The organism is Paenibacillus sp. GM2FR (assembly GCF_002803325.1).
Lineage (GTDB): Bacteria > Bacillota > Bacilli > Paenibacillales > Paenibacillaceae > Paenibacillus_AQ > Paenibacillus_AQ lautus.
In genome coordinates this window covers 511,262-531,101 of record NZ_MKZM01000008.1, presented here as the reverse complement: position 1 = coordinate 531,101, position 19,840 = coordinate 511,262, and the positions used below count along the sequence as shown (strand labels likewise).

General features: G+C 51.1%; 20 protein-coding genes. All 20 read right to left on the bottom strand.

Going from position 1 to position 19,840, the window contains the following annotated elements:
* Positions 1-82: 82 nt before the first annotated feature.
* Positions 83-319, bottom strand: a complete 237-nt coding sequence (locus PAEVO_RS02555; protein ID WP_041621962.1) for a DUF6953 family protein — start codon at positions 317-319, stop codon at positions 83-85.
* Between the two features lie 79 nt (positions 320-398).
* The gene (locus tag PAEVO_RS02550; RefSeq protein WP_100536135.1) at positions 399-1,124 is read right to left on the bottom strand and encodes a YwiC-like family protein; all 726 of its coding nucleotides are present in this window, start codon (positions 1,122-1,124) and stop codon (positions 399-401) included.
* A 51-nt stretch (positions 1,125-1,175) separates the two neighbouring features.
* A complete protein-coding gene (locus PAEVO_RS02545) occupies positions 1,176-2,690 on the bottom strand; it encodes a nitrate/nitrite transporter (protein ID WP_100536134.1) in 1,515 nt (504 codons plus the stop codon).
* A gap of 167 nt (positions 2,691-2,857) precedes the next feature.
* Positions 2,858-3,505 (bottom strand): response regulator transcription factor, encoded by a 648-nt coding sequence (locus PAEVO_RS02540; protein ID WP_071223733.1) that lies wholly within the window; start codon positions 3,503-3,505, stop codon positions 2,858-2,860.
* A complete protein-coding gene (locus PAEVO_RS02535; RefSeq protein ID WP_100536133.1) occupies positions 3,502-4,584 on the bottom strand; it encodes a sensor histidine kinase in 1,083 nt (360 codons plus the stop codon). Before PAEVO_RS02535 ends, PAEVO_RS02540 begins: the two co-directional genes overlap by 4 nt.
* Positions 4,581-5,045, bottom strand: coding sequence for a GAF domain-containing protein (locus tag PAEVO_RS02530; RefSeq protein ID WP_100536132.1), 465 nt, complete (start codon positions 5,043-5,045; stop codon positions 4,581-4,583). The genes PAEVO_RS02535 and PAEVO_RS02530 overlap by 4 nt, the downstream gene beginning before the upstream one ends.
* 51 nt (positions 5,046-5,096) lie before the next feature.
* Positions 5,097-5,789: a respiratory nitrate reductase subunit gamma gene (gene narI / locus PAEVO_RS02525; RefSeq protein WP_100536131.1), complete on the bottom strand. Its 693-nt coding sequence runs from the start codon at positions 5,787-5,789 to the stop codon at positions 5,097-5,099.
* On the bottom strand, positions 5,776-6,354 hold the full coding sequence (gene narJ, locus PAEVO_RS02520; protein ID WP_100536130.1) for a nitrate reductase molybdenum cofactor assembly chaperone: 579 nt from the start codon (positions 6,352-6,354) through the stop codon (positions 5,776-5,778). The genes narI and narJ overlap by 14 nt, the downstream gene beginning before the upstream one ends.
* Complete coding sequence (narH, locus tag PAEVO_RS02515; RefSeq protein WP_100536129.1) at positions 6,347-7,882, bottom strand: nitrate reductase subunit beta; 1,536 nt, start codon at positions 7,880-7,882, stop codon at positions 6,347-6,349. The genes narJ and narH overlap by 8 nt, the downstream gene beginning before the upstream one ends.
* The gene (locus PAEVO_RS02510; protein ID WP_100536128.1) at positions 7,872-11,546 is read right to left on the bottom strand and encodes a nitrate reductase subunit alpha; all 3,675 of its coding nucleotides are present in this window, start codon (positions 11,544-11,546) and stop codon (positions 7,872-7,874) included. Before PAEVO_RS02510 ends, narH begins: the two co-directional genes overlap by 11 nt.
* A 244-nt stretch (positions 11,547-11,790) precedes the next feature.
* Complete coding sequence (locus tag PAEVO_RS02505; protein WP_100536127.1) at positions 11,791-12,765, bottom strand: Gfo/Idh/MocA family protein; 975 nt, start codon at positions 12,763-12,765, stop codon at positions 11,791-11,793.
* 33 nt (positions 12,766-12,798) lie between these two features.
* Entirely contained in the window at positions 12,799-13,260 is a 462-nt protein-coding gene (locus PAEVO_RS02500; protein WP_100536126.1) for a hypothetical protein, read from the bottom strand.
* Between the two features lie 143 nt (positions 13,261-13,403).
* Entirely contained in the window at positions 13,404-14,006 is a 603-nt protein-coding gene (locus PAEVO_RS02495; protein WP_100539303.1) for a hypothetical protein, read from the bottom strand.
* Positions 13,999-15,732 (bottom strand): sensor histidine kinase, encoded by a 1,734-nt coding sequence (locus tag PAEVO_RS02490; RefSeq protein WP_243390614.1) that lies wholly within the window; start codon positions 15,730-15,732, stop codon positions 13,999-14,001. The genes PAEVO_RS02495 and PAEVO_RS02490 overlap by 8 nt, the downstream gene beginning before the upstream one ends.
* A gap of 26 nt (positions 15,733-15,758) precedes the next feature.
* Complete coding sequence (locus tag PAEVO_RS02485; RefSeq protein ID WP_100536125.1) at positions 15,759-16,439, bottom strand: response regulator transcription factor; 681 nt, start codon at positions 16,437-16,439, stop codon at positions 15,759-15,761.
* A 309-nt stretch (positions 16,440-16,748) separates the two neighbouring features.
* Positions 16,749-16,937, bottom strand: a complete 189-nt coding sequence (locus PAEVO_RS02480) for a hypothetical protein (protein WP_100539301.1) — start codon at positions 16,935-16,937, stop codon at positions 16,749-16,751.
* 189 nt (positions 16,938-17,126) lie between these two features.
* Complete coding sequence (locus PAEVO_RS02475) at positions 17,127-18,029, bottom strand: alpha/beta hydrolase fold domain-containing protein (protein WP_100536124.1); 903 nt, start codon at positions 18,027-18,029, stop codon at positions 17,127-17,129.
* Between the two features lie 213 nt (positions 18,030-18,242).
* Positions 18,243-18,851: a DUF1349 domain-containing protein gene (locus PAEVO_RS02470; protein ID WP_100536123.1), complete on the bottom strand. Its 609-nt coding sequence runs from the start codon at positions 18,849-18,851 to the stop codon at positions 18,243-18,245.
* Positions 18,852-18,956: 105 nt separating this feature from the next.
* On the bottom strand, positions 18,957-19,430 hold the full coding sequence (locus PAEVO_RS02465; protein WP_100536122.1) for a hypothetical protein: 474 nt from the start codon (positions 19,428-19,430) through the stop codon (positions 18,957-18,959).
* A gap of 111 nt (positions 19,431-19,541) precedes the next feature.
* Positions 19,542-19,691: a 50S ribosomal protein L33 gene (rpmG, locus tag PAEVO_RS02460; protein ID WP_098742858.1), complete on the bottom strand. Its 150-nt coding sequence runs from the start codon at positions 19,689-19,691 to the stop codon at positions 19,542-19,544.
* Between the last annotated feature and the right edge of the window lie 149 nt (positions 19,692-19,840).

Genomic DNA, 19,840 nt, shown 5'->3' with positions numbered 1-19,840 from the left:
GTTTCAAGGCAGCTGTTCTCATTATGATAGGCAGGATGGCCTTCAAGCCGCTCCAGCCCTTATTATTTTTTTCGAAGCAAGACTACGTCCATGCCCACATGAATCCGTCACGATCCCAAGCGATCCGACCGCCATGCAGTTTGCGGAATGCCTTCTTCACGTCCTTGGACAGTGAGGCATTCCCGTTTTCGTTAACGAAAACAAACTCTTCCCCGAAGTTCTCGCGTACATAGCGGATGGCCTCCGTCTGATACAAATTACCCGTAAACCGGATTTCCTCCACCATCCATTCAGCCACCTGCTGCGCTGTATATGTCATATAAACATCGTTCCCTTCTGTAGCCTCCACTTATTATAACAGAATGGACGATGGAATCGATTTTTATGAAAACGGCAGACTACATCAACATCATGGACAGCAACAAAAACTGGACGGAACCTACAATCTCGATGATTCCGACCTTCATCGGTTTCATTGCTTTTCCGGAATACAGTAACGTCTTAATGAACGGAAAAAGGAATGGCAGACACATCCATGGATTCCCGAAGATGATCGGCAGAACCAACATCACAGCATGATACCATTTTGCGTATACGGTCCAGCGTCTGTTTTTGCGTTCACGGAAGACGGATTTGACGAAGAACACAGTACCTGTGAAATAAAGGAAATTATACGCAATGACGGCGGCAAGGATCGAATCGAAACCACCGCCTCCCAGCATATAAGCTGCGGCACCTCCGGTACAGAACAGCAGAATCGCGCAAATATCATTTAACAGTGCACGCTCCGCTTTCTGAAGGACATGCCAAACGTTCACCATGATCAGGATGAGCAGCACAGGTGCAAACCAGAGCATCGACGGTTTGAAGACAAGCACCGGAATCAGAAAAACCACGGCGATAAGGGTATAAATGATCCCCCAGGATATCCAAGTTTTACGTTGGGACGTCTTCTTTAAGGATTGCAGAAACGGATAGGATGCCATGTATAAACATAACCACGCCAAAAATAGCGGAAGGTGCAGCAGAGCCGGCTTGGCTGCCGCCATTCCTATGATATAGGGTACACTGACCATAGCCCAGCCACCATGCTCCCGCGGGATGACAATCCTCGTCTTTTTCATGCGTTTCCCCCTCTCCAATCCATCAACTCATAGCCATCGTGATTCATATCTTCAGCCATTCGAACAACGGCCAGGCGGATGATAAGTAATATCGCTGAAGGTACCCACATACTGAACGATGTCACCCGATTCGTCCTTTACCGCGTTAATCGTCAGCAGCTCCAAGTACTCTTCTCCGTCTTTCCGGCGGTTCCAAATCTCCCCCTGCCAGCTCCCGTGTTCCCTGATTTCAGACCACATCGCCTGATAAAACGCCGGTGATTGTCTTCCGGACTTCAATACGCTCGGATTTTTGCCGAGTACTTCCTCCTCCGAATATCCGGTTAACTTCGTGAATGCCGGATTGACGGCATTGATCCTACCGTTCGGATCCGTAACCAGAATCCCCTGGTCGGTGGAGTTAAACACCTCCGATTGTACGGTGAGTTTGTCCTGGTAGTACATCCATACCACAATAACGAAACTGGCGAGCGCAACCTGCGATAAGGCCATAAATCCAATGGAGTACTGCCCCGTAGCCGAATGGATGAAGGAAAGCATCAGCGGCGGGAAGAATCCGCCAAGGCCGCCCATCATGGACACAATACCGTTTACAATGCCGGCCTGCTTGTTGAAGTAAAGGGGCACGAGTTTGAAAATAACCCCGTTTCCGAGACCGGCACCAACGGCAATGGTTAAGCATCCGGCCGTATATAAGCCAATGGACGGAGAGAATGCCAACAGGATGGCCGCAGCCGTGAGCCCTATGAATACGCCCATTAATAAGAACAGCGGTTTAAATTTATCCGCAAGCCAGCCGCCTACGGGACGTAATAAAGTGGCTACCAAAATGAACCCTGCCGTCCGCATCCCGGCGTCCACCTTCGCAAGCTCAAAATGGGTCACCAGGAAGTTTGGCAAGTACACTGTAAAGGCCACGAACGAACCGAATGTAATAAAATAAAAAAGCGAGAAAAACCACAATTTTTCATTTTTATACACGCCCTTGATCTGTTCCATTACCGGTGTTTTTACCTTTATTTCTTTGCGATCGCCTAAAAATGCATTTAGCACGGCAAATATCAGAAGTAGAACCAAATACAGCTGGACGGTTTTGGACCATCCGATCTGAGTCGCGATGACCGGTGCAGCAAATGTGGTAATGGCGGTACCGATGTTGCCCATCCCGTAAATCCCATTCACGAGTCCCAGCTTCTCTTTCGCATAATATTTAGGCAATGAGGTCACGCCAACCGAGAACACGGCCCCCCCGATCCCCAGGAACAAACCTCCGATCACCAGATGCGTAAAGGAGGAAGCCGCGCTGATAAAATAGACCGGAAACAGCAGCAGGATGAAGCTGGCGATAAAAACAATTCGTGCTCCCACCACATTGGCGTAATAGCCAAGCGGAATCCGGAGAACGGAACCCAGCACCACCGGAATAGCCGTCAGAATCGCGAGCCGGTCGGCCGAAATGGAGATGTCCTCTCGAATAAACGGCAGGAGCGCGGAGATGATGACCCATACCATAAAGCCAAGCACCAGATTCATTGTTTGCAGCGGAAGCTGCAGCTTTTTGATCATTTCCATCACCTTTTCTAAAGCATAATGAATGGCATATTGATCCCCAGCTCCTATTGTACGTGCACCTATTCACAATGCTAATAGGGAAGTTCCCTGAATCTCTCCGGGGAACTTCCCTATTCCTTAAAGCAACGACCCTTAATTGCGCCCTCTTGTATATGTAAGGACTAAAAATCCAGCAATTTTTTCTTCAATGCATATTCCACTAACTCCGGACGGCTTTTCAAATTCAGCTTTTCCATGATTTTGGCCTTGTGCGCTTCCACCGTCTTGACCGATACGAATAGTTTTTCTGCGATTTCCTTATTGCCATAACCCTTGGCGATCAGAGGCAGGATCTCAATCTCCCTTTTGGACAGACTGTTAAACGGATCTTGCTCCGCACTCTCACTATCTTTCTTAATAAACTCCCGAACCAGGGATGTAGCCATCTGGGGATGGATATAGGTCCCTCCCTTATGCACCATGCGGATGGCGGAGATTAATTCATCATCCGGCGCATTTTTGAGTACGTAACCTGAAGCCCCGTTTTTTAAAACATGAAACAGATAATCGTCATCATCATACATGGTTAGAATCAGAATTTTCGTTTCCGGAAATTCACTGCTGATCTTGCCGGTCGCAATCAGCCCGCTTTCGCCGGGAGGCATGCTTAAATCCATCAACAGCACATTCGGCCGGTGCTTCGCCACCATGGTGTAAGCTTCCATGCCGTCTGCCGCCGTCGCGACAACCTCCATATCTTCCTGGTAATTCAGAATCATGGAAAATCCGCTGCGGACCACGGCATGATCATCCGCAATCACAATTTTCATGTACCCATCACCTCCAGCTTGTCGTCACCATTCGTAAGCGGAATGTTAAGCTGAATCGTCGTACCCTCACCGGGAGCGGAAAGCAAAATAAACTGACCACCGACCAGCTCTGCGCGTTCGCGCATCCCGTACAGTCCCAGTCCGGTTCCCTTAGCTTCATCAATGACCCTGTTAAACCCGACTCCACGGTCCCGGACGGTTAACTGAAGGTAGCCATTCACTTCACATAAGCGTACATGCACCTCATCCGTTCCTGAATATTTCATGGCATTCAGCACCGCTTCCTGGCATACCCGGTACACAACCGTTTCAATCTCGCTGCCGTAGCGTGCTGCCGCTAACTCGGCAGAAAAATCAACCAGCACTCCGTAGTTCTTTCCAATCCATTTAAAATGGGAGCGGAAGGCAGCCTCAAGCCCCAAATCATCTAATGAAGCCGGCCTGAGTTCAACGGATAAATGCCGGATATCATCCAGAAGCCTGGTTAAAGATACCTCGGTCTGGTGCAGTTTCTTGAGCACATCCTCGCCCACGTTCATATATTTAACAACACGCAGGTCGACCAGTGAGCTGAGCAGCTCTTGAGCCACGCTATCATGCAGTTCGCGGGATATCCGCTTGCGCTCGTCCTCCTGTGCCTTGATAACGTATTTCAGCATATTCGTCCGCTGCAGTATTTCCTGTGTCTTCTGCTGCTTCGTCAGATCGAGGAGCATCATGACCCGGATGCCGCGAGCTTCATCGATGATATGGTAACTGGCCGCATAGGGAACGATTCCTTCGCCACGTGTCTTCAGATAGACTTGGAACGATGAAAACTCTCCATCCGGATAATCCAGATAGCAAGTGGAGCAGGTTATGAGATCCTGTTCATCGGTGTAGCCTTTGCAGGTTTGGCAGAAGGAACCATCCGCACCGGACTGCATCCTCTCGATCACTTCAATGTCTAGGATGTTCTCCGCTGCCGGATTCATTGCCACCACGCTGCCCTTTTCGTCAATAAAAAAAATGGCCTCCATGCTATTCTGATACATATTTCTAAGCAGTTCGCTTAAATGCTCATCCGTCATTTGAATCAAGGCTGTGATACCTCCTTGGCATAAAAAGCCCCAAATTCCGTGCCTATTCCTTCCTGAAACGATTCAAAGGACAGTGGATCCAGCACGTTTTCCTTGCGATAGCCCACAAGCAAAACCCCCCTGACGCGAGAGCCTTCCCACAGCGGTAATGCGCCAAGGCTTTTCAACTGCTCGGCAACGATAATCGGATAATTATACAAGTCCTTTGATTCAATATCGGCATTCACGTTTTGAATCAGCATCGGTTTTCCGGTCTTAAACACCATGCCGGCGATGCCTTTGCCGGAATGTAAAACGATACGCTTATACCTCTCGTTTATGTTTCCCGAGGCATACTGCCAGGTCAATACAAATCGGTCTTCAGCCGGCTGCACCAACGCCATGGACACGAAATCGAATTGAAACCGGGCTCGAAGCTTATCCATTTCACTTTGGTAATTAAAGATCGGCTGATTCTTCATTTCCATTACTCCTCTGACGTAGAAAAGAAGGCCAAACAGCCTTCTTCCGCTCTACGATTCAAATTTACGGTGCTTTCTATACAGGATATATCTTCTACCCACATAATTCAACGGAACACTCCACACATGCACCAATCGGGTAAACGGCCATAAGCCGAAAATGCCAAATCCCGCCAGAATGTGAATTTTAAACGATAGTGGCACATTCACCATCAATGAAGCATCCGGACGGAGCATAAACAACCCACGGAACCACACGGAGACCGTTTCCCGATAATTGAATTCCGGCTGCACCGCGTTCGTGACGAGCGTGCTGTACATCCCCATAAATACGATAAACAGCAGGAGGACATTAACCATCATATCGGATGCGGAGCTGAGTTTTCGGACATTTCGAATGGTGAACCGCCTGGCGGTTAACAATACCATACCTGCCAGCGTTAGAAAGCCAAATGCGCTCCCGATATACACCGCCCCGATATGGTACATATGATCACTGACGCCCAGCGACTCCATCCAGGATTGAGGGATAGCTAGACCTGCGACGTGCCCTCCGATAACCGGGATGATGCCTAGATGAAACATGAGACTGCCGAGCTTGAGATGCTTCTTCTCGATAAACTCACTGGATTTTGCCGTCCAGTTAAACTGGTCCGTACGGTATCGGTAAATATGACCGACAATAAACACGGCAAGACAGATGTAGGGGAAAATGACCCACAGAAACTGATTAATCATGCTCATGAGCTGCCGCCTCCCGATGGACACACGCTTTGAACGTCTCTCGCAGACCTTGAATGAGATAGCGATACGGACTCTTATACTTCTCTAAAGCTTTCAGCAGATGATAGGTACCGTCTTCCATGACAGCCATCATCAAATCCAGGCTCTCCGCCGCTTCCTTTTCACGCCCCTGCCAATTCGCTGCATACAAAAACTCACACATCAGCGGAAGATAATCCGATAATTCCGAGCCCTCGATGCCGAGGCCAAACATCTCATACGTCTCTTTAAGTCTGGCAAGCATCTGACCACGTTCCCTGCCATCCTCAAATTTATAATAGGTCATATACAACGTAGATTTCGCCTGAAAGTCGAAGGTCTGGACGTAGAGCTCTTCAATCTGTTCCATGCTGTATTCATGCATGGTCGTCCAGTACGTTCTGACGGATTCATAGGCCGGGTCTGAGGAGCCAAGCGACTCCTCCATGACCGACGGATGGAAGTCCAGCTTTTCCGGATACGTGAGCTGCTGAGCGAAAAAGCCGAAAACATGTTTATTATCATGCAGCTTTCCGAGATTAATCACGCCAGATCCCCCCGTAGAAGTTTTCTTCGTACAGCTCTTTGCCCGTTTTGCCCTGCAAACCCTCCGGTCCGCAGCCGCCGCAGCTTGCGCTAAAGCCTTCGGAACCCTGTGAACGGTAAACATCCATATGGCTTTCTTTATGCGAAGTCGGAACAACAAATCGGTCATCGTATTTAGCGATGGCAAGCAGCCGGTACATCTGATTCATTTGATAAGCGGTCAAGCCAACCCGTGCTAGCCGTGTCTCATCAAACGCAGTCCCCGACGATTGCGCACGCATGTAAGAACGCATCATGGCCATTTTTTGCAGAGCTTCCTTCACCGTCACCGTATCCCCTGCCGTGAGCAGATTCGCGAGATACTGGATCGGTGTACGCATCTCCTCGATTGCCGGGAAAATCATGTCCGGGTTCTCAATCGAATCCCTGCCTTCAAAATAGTTCATGATCGGACTGAGCGGCGGCACGTACCAAACCATCGGCAGCGTCCGGTACTCCGGATGGAGCGGAAAGGCCAGCTTGTATTCAATGGCCAGTTTATATACGGGCGAGTTTTGGGCAGCTTCGATCCATTCTTCGGTTAATCCGTCCTTGCGCGCCTGCTCGATCACAGCCGGATCATGCGGATCCAGGAACAGATCGCACTGAGCTTGATAGAGATCCTTCTCATCCGGCGTGGAGGCTGCCTCCTGTACCTTGTCGGCATCGTACAGCAGCACGCCCAAGTACCGGATACGTCCTGTACAGGTTTCGGAGCATACCGTAGGCAGCCCGGCTTCAATTCTCGGAAAACAGAAGGTGCATTTCTCCGCCTTGTTCGTTTTCCAGTTGAAATACACCTTTTTGTACGGGCAGCCCGTCATGCAGTACCGCCAGCCGCGGCAGGCTTCCTGGTCCACCAATACGATGCCGTCTTCATCCCGCTTGTACATGGCTCCGGAAGGACAGGACGCTACGCAGCTCGGGTTCAGGCAGTGCTCGCACAGGCGGGGCAAATACATCATGAACGCCTGTTCAAAGTTGAACTTGATTTCTTCCTCGATCTTTTCGATATTCGGATCTTTTGGGCCGGTCACATGGGCTCCCGCCAGATCGTCTTCCCAGTTCGGACCCCATTCCAGATTCATCGTCTCGCCGGTTACCGCCGATTTCGGACGGGCCACCGGCTGATGCTTCTTCTCCCCGGCATTGGTTAGATGCTCATAGTTATAGGTCCACGGCTCATAGTAATCTTTCATTTCCGGCATATCCGGATTGTAAAAGATTTTGCCGAGCGCGATTTTGGACAGCTTACTGCCGGATTTCAGCTGCAGCTTGCCCTTTTTCAGCGTCCAGCCTCCCTTGTACTTCTCCTGGTCTTCCCAGCGGATCGGATAGCCTACGCCCGGCTTCGTTTCCACGTTGTTAAACCACATGTATTCCGCACCCGGACGGTTCGTCCAGGTGCTCTTGCAGGTGACGCTGCACGTATGGCAGCCGATGCATTTATCCAGATTCATGACCATGGCGACTTGTGCCTTAATCTTCAAGCCAATCCACCTCTTTCATTTTGCGGACAGCCACGTACACATCCCGCTGGTTGCCGATCGGTCCGTAGTAGTTAAATCCATAGCTGAGCTGCGCATAGCCCCCGACCATCTGGGTCGGCTTCACATGTATTCTCGTCGGCGCGTTGTGGCTGCCTCCGCGGTCCTTCGTAATTTCCGAGCCCGGCACGTTGATGTGTTTATCCTGGGCGTGATACATGTACATCGTGCCTTTCGGCATACGGTGGCTGACGACGGCGCGGGCGGTGACAACGCCATTGCGGTTGTAGACTTCCAGCCAATCGTTGTCCTGGATGTCATTAGCCGCTGCGTCATCGTTGTTAATCCATACCGTCGGGCCTCCGCGGAACAGCGTCAGCATGTGCAGATTATCCTGATAGGTGCTGTGAATGTTCCATTTGCCATGCGGCGTCAGATATCGGAGCACGAGTGTATCCTTCCCCCCGGTAATCTGCTTGTCGCGCGGTCCGAATACCATGGGCGGAAGCGTCGGTTTATACACCGGCAGCGCCTCTCCGAACTGCTGGAAAATTTCGTGGTCGATATAAAAATGCTGTCTGCCGGTCAGCGTACGGAAAGGCACGAGCCGTTCAATATTCGTTGTGAACGGGGAGTATCTTCTTCCCATTTTGTTCGATCCGCTGAATACCGGCGTCGGAATAACCTCCCGCGGCTGGGCCGTAATGCTCTGGAACGTGATGCGCTCTGCGGCGCGGTCCGCGGAAATGTCTTTCAACTGCACGCCGGTGTCCTGCTCCGCCGATTCCCAGGCTCGCTGTGATACTTTGCCATTCGTGGCCGAAGACAGATTCAAAATGGCGTCCGCCGCATTTCTTGCCGTATGGAGTTTGGGCAGGCCATTTTTGATGGTGTCATCGAAATACGTTCCGTTCAAACGCTTCAGCTCTTCATACTCTTCGGCGACCGAGAAGCTGACGCCGTGAGCTCCGACTTTGCCTGTAGCCAGGTTCGGACCGAGCGTAATATATTTATCGTGAATTTTCGTATAGTCCCGCTCAACCACCGTCAGATTAGGCATCGTTTTGCCCGGAATCGCTTCGATCTCGCCCTTGCGCCAATCCTTCACTTCACCGTATGGCTGGGCAATCTCGCTAATGGAGTCATGAGAGAGCGGTGTGGTGACCAAATCCTTATAAATTCCCGGCAGATGAGTCTTCGCCATGTCGGAGAAGACTTCGGCAATCGTTCTGTATATATCCCAGTCCGACCGTGATTCCCAGAGGGGATCGACTGCCGGGTTAAACGGATGCACGAAAGGATGCATATCGGTTGAAGACAAGTCCGTTTTCTCATACCAGGTTGCTGCCGGAAGAACGACATCTGCGTACATCGGAGTTGATGTCATCCGGAAGTCCAAGGCAACCAGCAGATCCAGCTTGCCTTCCACGTTATCGCGCCAGACCATTTCCTCCGGCTTATCCTCTTCATTCGGCGTCGAGAGCAGGCTGTCGGAAGCGCCCAATAAATGCTTCATGAAATATTCCTGACCCTTGGCAGAGCTCGAGATCAGGTTCGAACGCCAAACGAACAGCGATCTCGGGAAGTTTTCAGGCGCATCGGGATCTTCGGCCGCAAACTTCGTATCCCCGGAAACAACTTGTTCAAGCGTATGCTTCACAATTTCCTCATGGGTGGTTTTCCCCAGCTGAGCTGCTTCCTCCGCAAACTTCAAGCTGTTTTTGTTAAACTGCGGATAAGATGGGAGCCATCCCAGTCTCGCGGCGAGCACGTTGTAATCCGCCGGATGCTGGTAACGGATCTCCCCGCCCGTTGGCGATTTCAGGGAATCGGCACCCATCTCTTCGTACTTCCATTGGTCGGTCGCAAAATAAAAGAACGAAGTGGCGTTTTGCTGACGCGGCGGTCCCTGCCAGTCTTTGGCGAAGGCGACCGTGGACCAGCCCTCGATCGGGCGGCATTTCTCCTGGCCGACGTAATGCGCCCAGCCGCCGCCGTTTACGCCTTGGGAAGCCGTTAGAATGACCAGATTCAAAATGGAGCGGTAGATCGTGTCGCTGTTGAACCAGTGATTAATACCCGCGCCCATGATGATCATGGAGCGGCCGCCGGTATCCAGCGAATTCTGCGCAAATTCCCGGGCGATCTGGACTACGACGGAGGGCTTCACACCGGTGATCTTCTCCTGCCAGGCCGGGGTATAGAAGGAGTCCGCATCCTTATATCCGTCTGCACCCAGCCCGCTGTCTGCCTGTCCAATGCCATATTGGCTCAGCATCAGATCGTAAACCGTTACCACCAGACGCTCCGTTCCGTCCGCCAACTGAATGGTCTTCGCCGGAATTTGGCGTTTGAAGGTGCCGTTGGCGTTGTTGTCGAAGAACGGGAAGGAAATGACCTGCCGCTCCCCACCCTGAGGCTCCACGGATAGCGCCGGCGCAATGACCGAGCCGTCCTCGCGCTCCAGGATCAGGTTCCATTTCTTGTCCTGCTCCCAGCGCTGTCCCATCGTGCCGTTCGGAACCGTGATTTCATTGGTGTTCTCGTCGATAATCACCGGCTTCCACTCGGCATGCTGCGTGGTATCTCCCAGATCGCTTGCCCGGAGGAAACGTCCTGCCTTGTATCCCCCCTCAAACTCATCCAATAGAATCAGGAAAGGCATATCCGTATATTGCTTCGCATAATTCAGGAACATCGGTTCCTGACGATCATGATAGAATTCTTTCAAGATGACATGCGTCATGGCCTGTGCAATGGCCGCATCGGTTCCGGGATTCGGAGCCAGCCAGTTGTCGGCGAACTTAACGTTCTCGGCATAGTCCGGCGCGACCGACACAACCTTCGTGCCTTTGTACCGCACCTCCGTCATGAAGTGGGCGTCCGGCGTCCGCGTTAACGGCACGTTCGAGCCCCACATGATAAGGTAACCGGCATTGTACCAATCGCTGGACTCCGGCACGTCGGTCTGCTCTCCCCAGATTTGTGGAGATGCCGGCGGCAAGTCCGCATACCAGTCATAGAAGCTGAGCATTTCTCCCCCAAGCAGGGAAATAAATCTGGCCCCTGAAGCATAACTGATCATCGACATGGCCGGAATGGGCGTAAACCCGGCAATGCGGTCCGGGCCGTATTTACGGATCGTATAGATTAACTGGGCGGCGATCAGCTTCGTGGCCTCCTGCCAGGACACACGGACATGACCGCCTTTCCCGCGTGCTTGTTTATAGGACTTGGATTTCTCCGGATCTTCGACGATGCTGGCCCAAGCGGCGATCGGATCGCTGTGTTGGCTTAAGGCTTCTTGCCACATATGCCATAGCCGGCCGCGCATATAAGGGTATTTCACCCGCAGCGGACTGTATTCATACCAGGAAAATGAAGCTCCGCGCGGACAGCCGCGCGGTTCGAATTCCGGCATATCCGGCCCGCAGGAGGGATAATCAATCTGCTGGTTTTCCCAAGTGATGATCCCGTTCTTTACAAAAACCTTCCAGCTGCAGGAGCCTGTGCAGTTCACGCCATGCGTCGTCCGTACCACTTTGTCATGCGACCAGCGCTTGCGGTACATATCTTCCCATTCCCTGCTTTTCTCCTCCAGAACGGACCAATTGTCAGAATAGCTTTCCATCCTCTTGAAGAACTTCAGCCCCGACTTTCGTTTCATAGGACAGTTCAACTCCTTCTGCTTGAAAGACAATGATTGGGGAATCAATGTGCCGTCCTTCGTATAGCTTTATTATGGGTGCCTTCTTCATCGGTTCCTATTAGGGAAACACCTATATTCCTGCGAGAATTCCCTTGGTTAAGGCAGGCGCGATTCATGCACGGTTCTCTTTGAAACGAAAAAAAGATGCCCCCGGAAGACCTGATGGTCTTCTGGGACATCTTGGGGTTCTAACGGGATATGATCATTCCCCGATCTTCACCGGGACCCCCGTTTCGGCCGACTGCAAAGCAGCAAAGGTAACTTCCATGGTTTTGACGGCATCCTCATAGGTCGATAAGATTCCGGAAGCATCGCCTGTGCGCAGCGCATGGATGAAAGCTTCATTCTCTCGAAGATAAGGATTAGCTGCATTGCGGATTTCCGTCATTCTTCCTTTTTCCTTAACGATGAGTTTATCGGATTGAATGCCGATGACCCCCTGCTCCGTATAAATATCCAAGCCGGCCCGATCCGACTCCGGCAGCATGCAGGTATTGGAGATCGTTGCCACGGCGCCGGATTTTAATTTCAGCGTCGCGGTACCTACGTCGTGCACCGTTACCCCCTCATGAATATCCTTCATTGCTCGATGGGCATAAGCCGCATACACTTCATCCGCTTCACCCAGCAGGCAGCGAAGCAGGTCAACTATATGGGTGGTTTGCTCGATGAATTGCCCTCCCGAGCCTTCCTGCTGTCTCCACCAGTACACCTGCGGCATGTCTCCCATCCAGTAGCCAAGCGCCATCCCGATCTCCCGGCTTTCCAGCAGCTCGGCAGCCTTGATGGCTGCATCCGTATAACGGAAATGGTACCCGGCAGACGTAATCAAACCGGCCTTCTTCACCTCATGCAGAATCTGCCTTGGCGTATCCAGGTTCGAGCCCAGCGGCTTTTCGACCAAAAAAGGAATGCCCCGCTCCACGATCTGGGCTTCGATCTCTCCGTGCGCAAACGGCGGGACGCAGATATAAACCGCATCCGGCTTCGTTGCATCCAGCATCTGTTCAACGTTGCTGTACGCCTTGGCCCCGGCATAGCCCCGCACCGCTTGTTCCGCTTTCTCCTGACTCGTCCCAACGAAGGCGGCAACGTTAACTCCATCCATGTTGGACAAAATATCTGCATGTACTTTGCTAAACCAGCCTGTGCCTATGATTCCAATTCGCAATGCCATGTAATCCTAAGACCTCCCCTTTGATTAGAGACACTATGGTTTTCTTCTCAGCCATTGATATACAAATCCTGCAGCGAACACAACCAGCATCAGGACATAAGCGATGATGACGATCTCCGTGGAGCTGATGTCTCCAGAATACATCAAATGAACCTGGGTTCCAATGATAATCATGAATAATACATAATATTGGGACAGACCGGCGAGCATCATGTTCCTGGAGGCCTCGTCCACAAGTACGAACTGCCAAATGTAGAGCAGGAAGGATGGCAGCCAGACCAGGTTACCCAGCAGGAAGCTGTACATCTTACTCCTCGGAAGCAGGGCGAACTGCCGCCCGGCCCAGAACCAGAACAGCATGAATCCTATATTGACCGTCCAGAGCAAAAAACCGGAAAAGGGCAGCATAACTAGTAATGAATTAAACAACCAGCCTCCGATTAATGGCGCCAGCACAATCAAGCCGTATTTGTTTTTCCTCAAAAAAAGCTCCAAAACCTCACTCCTTACTGAATGATTCTTTTCCTATTATAAGAGATGTCAGCGGGTGATTGCTGAAAATCGTGCCTTTCAGCGATTGAAAAAACAAAGAGGCGGCCGCATTCGGCCGCCCTTCTGTCTGTATGACTTGTTCCACGCTATTTCAGAGTCAATGTTTTCTCCCAGGTTAACTCATGTCCCTGCTCATCGATAAAACGGAACAAGACCTGGCCCTCCTCGCCCTTCATCCCGTCAGGATAGATAAACCCGGAAAATTGTCCGTTTCCGCTGATATAAAATCCGTCTTCCCCGGTCTGCCCGTGTTCAATCGCTTCTTGAACCGTGCTCTTGATCTCGGTTTTGTCCGATTTCCACTCCATTTCACTCAAGGAGTAACCCTCCGGAAGTTTGGTCACGCCAAAGTCGAAGCTGTTTCCCGTAATCGGCTTGGGGGTTTGATCGATCACAATAAGGATCTGCTGATCCCCTTCCGCCGGTGGATCCTGGATTTCGTTTTGTTTTTCCTGATCAGGATCTTTGGTTGCTTCCGAGTCTCCTTGGTTCGATTCGGGATCGGCTGAAGCATCGGTCCCGTCTTGAGCGGACGGCGATTCAGGATCAACCTCGCCGCCTTGATCCGTTTCAATCGGCGAACCCGTCTGGGTCGCCGGAGACTCGGTGTCCGGCTTTGCGCCGCACGCGCTGGTCAGAAGCAGCACGAGCAGTGCCGACATAAGATAGATGGTTTTTTTGTTATTCATGAGCATGAATGTCCCCTCCGCTTTCGTTTAAAGTAAAATAAAATGCTACACCGCGTTCTGTATTCATCACGCCGTAGTCGCTTTCATGAAGCACCAGAATATGTTTGACAATCGCGAGTCCAAGGCCCGTACCTCCGGATTTGCGATCCCGGGAACGCTCGGCTCGGTAGAATTGGTCCCAGATCCGCCCCATTTCCGCTTTCGAAATGGGCTTGCCGGCATTTTCAATGATCGTGGTGACCTTCCCTGGAGACATCCGCAGTAACCTTATGGTAACGACGCTGTTCTCCTCGGCATGCCGGATGGCATTGCTCAATAAATTGAGAATAACCTGTTCAATCCGTCTCGAATCCGCCTGAACGATGGCCTCTTCATCTTGACCTTGGTGGATGCTAAGCTGAAGACGTTTGTCCTCCAACTGCCGGGTAAACGAATCCGCCGCCTGTTGGATAAGATCAGTGAGCGAAAAACTTCGGGGCTGGAGCCTTATAGCCTCCACTTCGAATTTGGAAAGCTCCAGCATATCCATAATCAGCGCATTCATTCGATCCGTTTCATTGACGATGAAGGCAAGGTACCGCTCTCTTTTATCGTCCGCCACGCCATCCTGCAGCCCTTCCGCAAATCCTTTGACAATCCCAAGCGGGGTCTTTAATTCGTGGGAAATGTTCGCGATCAGCTCTTTGCGGAGCTGTTCGGATCTCAATTTCTCCTCCACGTCTTCCTGAAGCCTGGCATTCGCCCGGGTAAGCTCCTTCAGGGCTTCATCCAGATTCTGCGATAACGTGATCATGCTGCGTGACAGCTCCCCGAACTCATCCTTGGAACGGATTTCCGCCTGCGCGGAAAAGTCCAGCTTTGCCAAACGCGCCGCCGACCGGTTTAACTGCACCAACGGACTAGAGACCATGCGGGAATAGATCAGGGACAGGACCATGACAAGCACCACAATCATCGGCGCGATATAGATAAAATACTGCTTGAGCGTACCGACGGCTTCCCCGACCGGCTGCATCGAGGTCATGACAAACAAATAACGATCCTCTTGGCCCTCTTCCGCAAGCGAGCGAACCAGAACCACGTAATCGACCCCGCTCCACTTGTCGGTCCATGACATCCGAACCGGTGAACCCTTTTGCAGGAGCTTCAGATCCTGTTCCGGCTGCTGCGTCCATTCCAGAAGGGCATCGTCAATGAGCGCATCCTGATATAACGGGTTATACGACCGCTTCTCCGGCAGCATCATGTCCGTAACCTTCCCTCTGATCCGCACCAATCCCTCATCCGCCTCCGAATCGGTTGGCTGAAAGACTACAGGCTGCATAACCGTGTCTATCTCGTCCATAAAGATGCCATCAACCACCAGCGTATCGCCGGTCTTGATCCCCTGCGGGATGTCTTCCAGAGCCATTCCTTCCATTGGAAGAAGAATCGTGATGTTCTTGCCGTCCTCTGCTTGCAGCTCCAGCACGTAGGGATTGATATGCAAGCGAGCAAACCGTTCGTTCAGCATCGCGATGCTGGCATCATTCTCATTCATGAAATGACCGAGCAGCCTTGCCGTCTGTCGTTCTCCCGCCTCCAGCTCTTTAAGCTGCAGCTCGAATTGTTTCATATTCCGCTCTAATGCATGGATTTTGGACGTACGGTAGAACCGCTCGAAGAACAGTCCTTCCGCTACCATCACTAGTGAAAAGACGATCAATATCATCACAGACGTCACCATGAACAGTTTGAAAACGACGCTTCTTCTCATGATTCCGTCTCGAATTTGTAGCCTGAACGGATAACCGTGCATATATGGCGGCCTTCATCCCCGAGCTTGGCTCTCAGCTTTTTGATATGCGTATCGACGGTGCGAAGGTCGCCCAAATAATCGTAACCCCAGACCGCATCCAGAATATAATCACGGGACAGGACTTTCCCGTAATGCTTGATCAGAAAGAGAAGCAGGTCATACTCCTTCGGGGACAGATTAACTTTATTGCCCGCAACCGAGACGGTATGCGCCGTTCGGTTTACGTATAAATCGCCGTAGACCAGACGATCCCCCTCACGTCCAACCGTGCCTTCTTTTCTCTTCATTAATGCAGCGGCACGGGCTACCAGTACTCTCGGGCTTAACGGCTTTGTCACGTATTCATCGGCCCCCAGCTCGAACCCCATCATGTGATCATCGTCCTCGGCTCTTGCCGTAATCATGATGATCGGCACGTCCGACTTCTCGCGAATGCGCCGGCATACCGACCACCCATCCATTTCCGGCATCATGATATCCAGTACCATCAGATCGATGGATATCTGCTCGAAAATTTCAAGCGCAATCCTTCCATTCTCCGCTTCATGCACTTCCCATTGTTCCTTTTTGAAATAGTCCGTTATGAACTCCCGCATCAGCAGGTCATCCTCGACCAACAATAGACTCCGTTTCATTGCATAACACTCCGCATCTGTCATAAGCTGAAGTTTCCATATACCCTCATGTTAACACAATGAACTGCGAATCACGTTCATCCTGTATGACCGACAGCATCCATAATTCGCCATACCGTGCATCTGTCCTCCACACCTTTCGTCTCTAAGTTCAAGACCTAGTATAGAGAAGTGCTGTGTACATCGTGTGTACTCGGTTTGAACTTCAGCAGCTCCTATCACGAGATGATCGTCGGACACCCCCGAGTCCTTTATCTGAATAGCAAAAGGCCGCTCCCCGGTCATCGTTCCAGGAAACGGCCTTTACAGTTATCTAAAAATCATCCATATCAAAATAAACGCAATTAACGAAACAAGATAAATGATGAGCAGCTTCGTGAGATTGGTTTTGGTTTTCCGCTCATAGTTCGGGTTTGCCTTCTTATTCTCCTGAGATAATCCTACAACAAGCGTGGAAACTCCTCCAATTAAAGCCAGCGCGATGACGATAATATACATAACCAACCACAAACAACCCCATTCGATTATTCATTATATACAATCTATTATAGAACCTGAGGCATCAGGATCAACAGTAATCATCATTCTTTTATCATTTCTGCCTCATTATAATGAACAATCGGCTAATGCACACCATCCAATTTCGCCACAGTTTGACCATCCAATTGGATGGTTCGTCACCCTCCATTACAGCCTTCCTCCATCGCATGCCACCCATTGATGCAACCGCTCCAGTGCCTCTTCGGCTTCAGGCATCGGAAACAGAGGCCACACATGCATCATATTCTCGTACTCCCAATACTCGGTATCAACGCCTTCTCGGACCAGTTTATCGCGCAAAAGACGAGCGTCCGGGAGCAGGGAATCATCGGTTCCGATGAGAATGACCGTGCGGGGAAGGCTTCCCATCTCGTCAAACAAAGGACTGACCGCCGGATCGTCCAGCGAAAGGCTTCCAGCATACATCCTTCCGACTTCACCGAGCCCGACCGGCTGGAGAAAGACGTCGCGCTGCGGTATACCGAGCGCGGCAATCTGCGGATTGTCCGTAGCTGCATCCACCCATGGGGAGAGCAGGATCAACCCCTTGGGTGCATGCGGAGTTCCCTTCACCGACTGGGCCATATCGAGAGCCAGCGCGCCACCCGCCGAATCGCCCATTAGAAATACTGGACTCCACACCTGGGTGCAGATGTACTTGTAAAATTCGCGCATCAGCCCCGTCAGCTTCTTCGCATCCATAGCTGGGACGGTGGGATAATTGGGTAGAATGACGCTGAATCCGGTTCGCTTCGTCCACTGTTTGGCATAAGTGAAATGGGGCGGCAAAATCTCTTCGATATAAGCTCCGCCGTGCAAATAAACAACGGTTCCCTGTTCCTTCGCGCCATGCGATACATAATAATTCATGCTTACCCCCGATTCGCTTTGGAAACAGCGGGTTTCAAATCCTTCCTGTTTCTCTGATAACGCAGGATATGGAGGCAATGTTTCGATATATTGCCGAATCATTCCGGCATTTTGCCATTTATGATGAAATCCCTCTGCGGTTAGCAGTTCTTTGATAGCAACACTTTCTTTGCTCGGCATATGGCTTCATCCCCTTTGCTGGACGTGATCAATATATGGCAGGTAAGTGTGTGACCACCCTCAATATATCACCACACGCGGCATGGCCGCTGTGGCAATTGATACAGAGCGGGCTGCATATAAAAAGAGACCTCACCGATCACGAAAGGATGGGTGAGGTCTCTTTGCCGTTATGTCTGTTGGTTAATCTCAAGAATCTAGGTTAACTCTTTCCTACTCTTCAATCGGCGGGTCAACATGAATATCGCTGTCCGGCTGCGTGCTCACCCAACGCGTGAAGGTCACGATCAGACCGGAGCGGGTCGGCGAACAGACAAAAGGCCCTGCTTGACTTTCTGTTCGGGCGGGGAAAGGTGCCACGCGCACGGTTCGCCAAGGATGCTTCCCGGTTCTCGCCCTGATGATGACGGCATCATTCAGCCTTGAGGCACGGATCGTGACACGCTCACCAACCCACTCCGGCACGGGCGCGAGTGACCAATCCGAATATTCATGGGTGACGACCGTTGCCAGCTGCGGGATTCCGTCATTGATTTCGATCCCGGCTTTGATCCACTGTCCCGGAGCGTTCATTAACATCAACCCGGCCTGATCATAAAGTTCCGTAAAGGCATCCAATTCAAATGTGACCTCCATGGCTGCATCCTGATCCCACGCCGCAAGCAGTGAATGGCCGCTGTCGCGTTGGAACCCATACAGGGTTTTCTCCCAATAATCACTGCCTTCTCTGGACTCAACCTTCAGATTCAACTCTTCCTCTGTCACCGATACCGGTGCGGTTGTCCATTGGCCTGAATGCCAAGCAATTCTCCCTTTCGTCATCGATCACGACTCCTTATTTCATCTAATAGGGATGTTCGAAGCTAAGCTGCTCAAAGGACTCTGAGCTGGCAAAACAATAGAACTTCTATGTAAAAGCCCCGTATTCTACTGGGCTGAATCTCTTAGTAACTGATCCGCGCTGTGCTGGAGAAGAAGACAAAAGGACCGGTTATGTCCGATAAAAAACGACGATACGTCATAGCGGTGACGGGCAGGCTCATAGGTAATCAGCGCTCGATGCCTCATATTTCCCATCAGTATGTTAGCGAACTGCTCCGCAGGACCGCTCGAGAAAAAAGTGAGGTAGGCGTACAGAGAATGATCAACAGGTTCATCAAGAGGACTTACGCCCGCGCAGGAAAACTCGGTGTCCAATCCCGCCTGCTGCAGCCGGATCAATATCGGATATAACTGCTCATCCACAGGGGTGTTGCCGAATAACCGTGTCCGTTTGGGCTGTTTGCATATTTTAGGTCTGTTGATCCACTCGTTTAGCTCCTGTCTTCTCCGCCTCCACTGTTCCGGGGTATGTGTGCTCAGGAGCAGCTCTCCGCTGGAATCATGTCGTTCCTCGTTCATCCCATCCATCCCCTCATAGACATAGCTGCATTCTGCTACTTTTAGTGTAATCCCAATTCGTTCGAAGTCAAATAAGCCGGATGATAGGTCCGGCTTATGATTTGTATTCGTTTAACGAGTTTCCCGATGAAGCGTCACCCGCTTCAAGCGCGGACAATATTTGCGCAATTCCATTCGCTCCGGGTGATTTCTTTTATTTTTGGTCGTTGTATAGTTACGGTCGCCGGTTTCCGTGCATGCCAATGTTACCGTCACTCGCATATTCAGCACCTCCTATTCTCGCATTTATTGTATAATCGTAATAATTACGATTAACTCAAACCATACTTTATTCCTATTTTTACGTTTTGTCAAGAAACCGAAAACGACATACAGCCACATCCGGTAAGGGTGGATAAGTTGCCCCATCC

Bases quoted from the DNA above. Each gene is read 5' to 3' on its own strand.
- PAEVO_RS02545 (WP_100536134.1), bottom strand. From the start codon at position 2,690: ATGATCAAAAAGCTGCAGCTTCCGCTGCAAACAATGAATCTGGTGCTT.
- PAEVO_RS02495 (WP_100539303.1), bottom strand. From the start codon at position 14,006: ATGAATAACAAAAAAACCATCTATCTTATGTCGGCACTGCTCGTGCTG.
- PAEVO_RS02475 (WP_100536124.1), bottom strand. From the start codon at position 18,029: ATGCCGAGCAAAGAAAGTGTTGCTATCAAAGAACTGCTAACCGCAGAG.
- PAEVO_RS02465 (WP_100536122.1), bottom strand. From the start codon at position 19,430: ATGAACGAGGAACGACATGATTCCAGCGGAGAGCTGCTCCTGAGCACA.
- PAEVO_RS02470 (WP_100536123.1), bottom strand. From the start codon at position 18,851: ATGACGAAAGGGAGAATTGCTTGGCATTCAGGCCAATGGACAACCGCA.
- PAEVO_RS02550 (WP_100536135.1), bottom strand. From the start codon at position 1,124: ATGAAAAAGACGAGGATTGTCATCCCGCGGGAGCATGGTGGCTGGGCT.
- PAEVO_RS02505 (WP_100536127.1), bottom strand. From the start codon at position 12,765: ATGGCATTGCGAATTGGAATCATAGGCACAGGCTGGTTTAGCAAAGTA.
- PAEVO_RS02510 (WP_100536128.1), bottom strand. From the start codon at position 11,546: ATGAAACGAAAGTCGGGGCTGAAGTTCTTCAAGAGGATGGAAAGCTAT.
- PAEVO_RS02490 (WP_243390614.1), bottom strand. From the start codon at position 15,732: ATGGTGACGTCTGTGATGATATTGATCGTCTTTTCACTAGTGATGGTA.
- PAEVO_RS02555 (WP_041621962.1), bottom strand. From the start codon at position 319: ATGACATATACAGCGCAGCAGGTGGCTGAATGGATGGTGGAGGAAATC.
- rpmG (WP_098742858.1), bottom strand. From the start codon at position 19,691: ATGCGAGTGACGGTAACATTGGCATGCACGGAAACCGGCGACCGTAAC.
- PAEVO_RS02530 (WP_100536132.1), bottom strand. From the start codon at position 5,045: ATGAAGAATCAGCCGATCTTTAATTACCAAAGTGAAATGGATAAGCTT.
- narI (WP_100536131.1), bottom strand. From the start codon at position 5,789: ATGAGCATGATTAATCAGTTTCTGTGGGTCATTTTCCCCTACATCTGT.
- PAEVO_RS02485 (WP_100536125.1), bottom strand. From the start codon at position 16,439: ATGAAACGGAGTCTATTGTTGGTCGAGGATGACCTGCTGATGCGGGAG.
- PAEVO_RS02480 (WP_100539301.1), bottom strand. From the start codon at position 16,937: ATGTATATTATCGTCATCGCGCTGGCTTTAATTGGAGGAGTTTCCACG.
- PAEVO_RS02540 (WP_071223733.1), bottom strand. From the start codon at position 3,505: ATGAAAATTGTGATTGCGGATGATCATGCCGTGGTCCGCAGCGGATTT.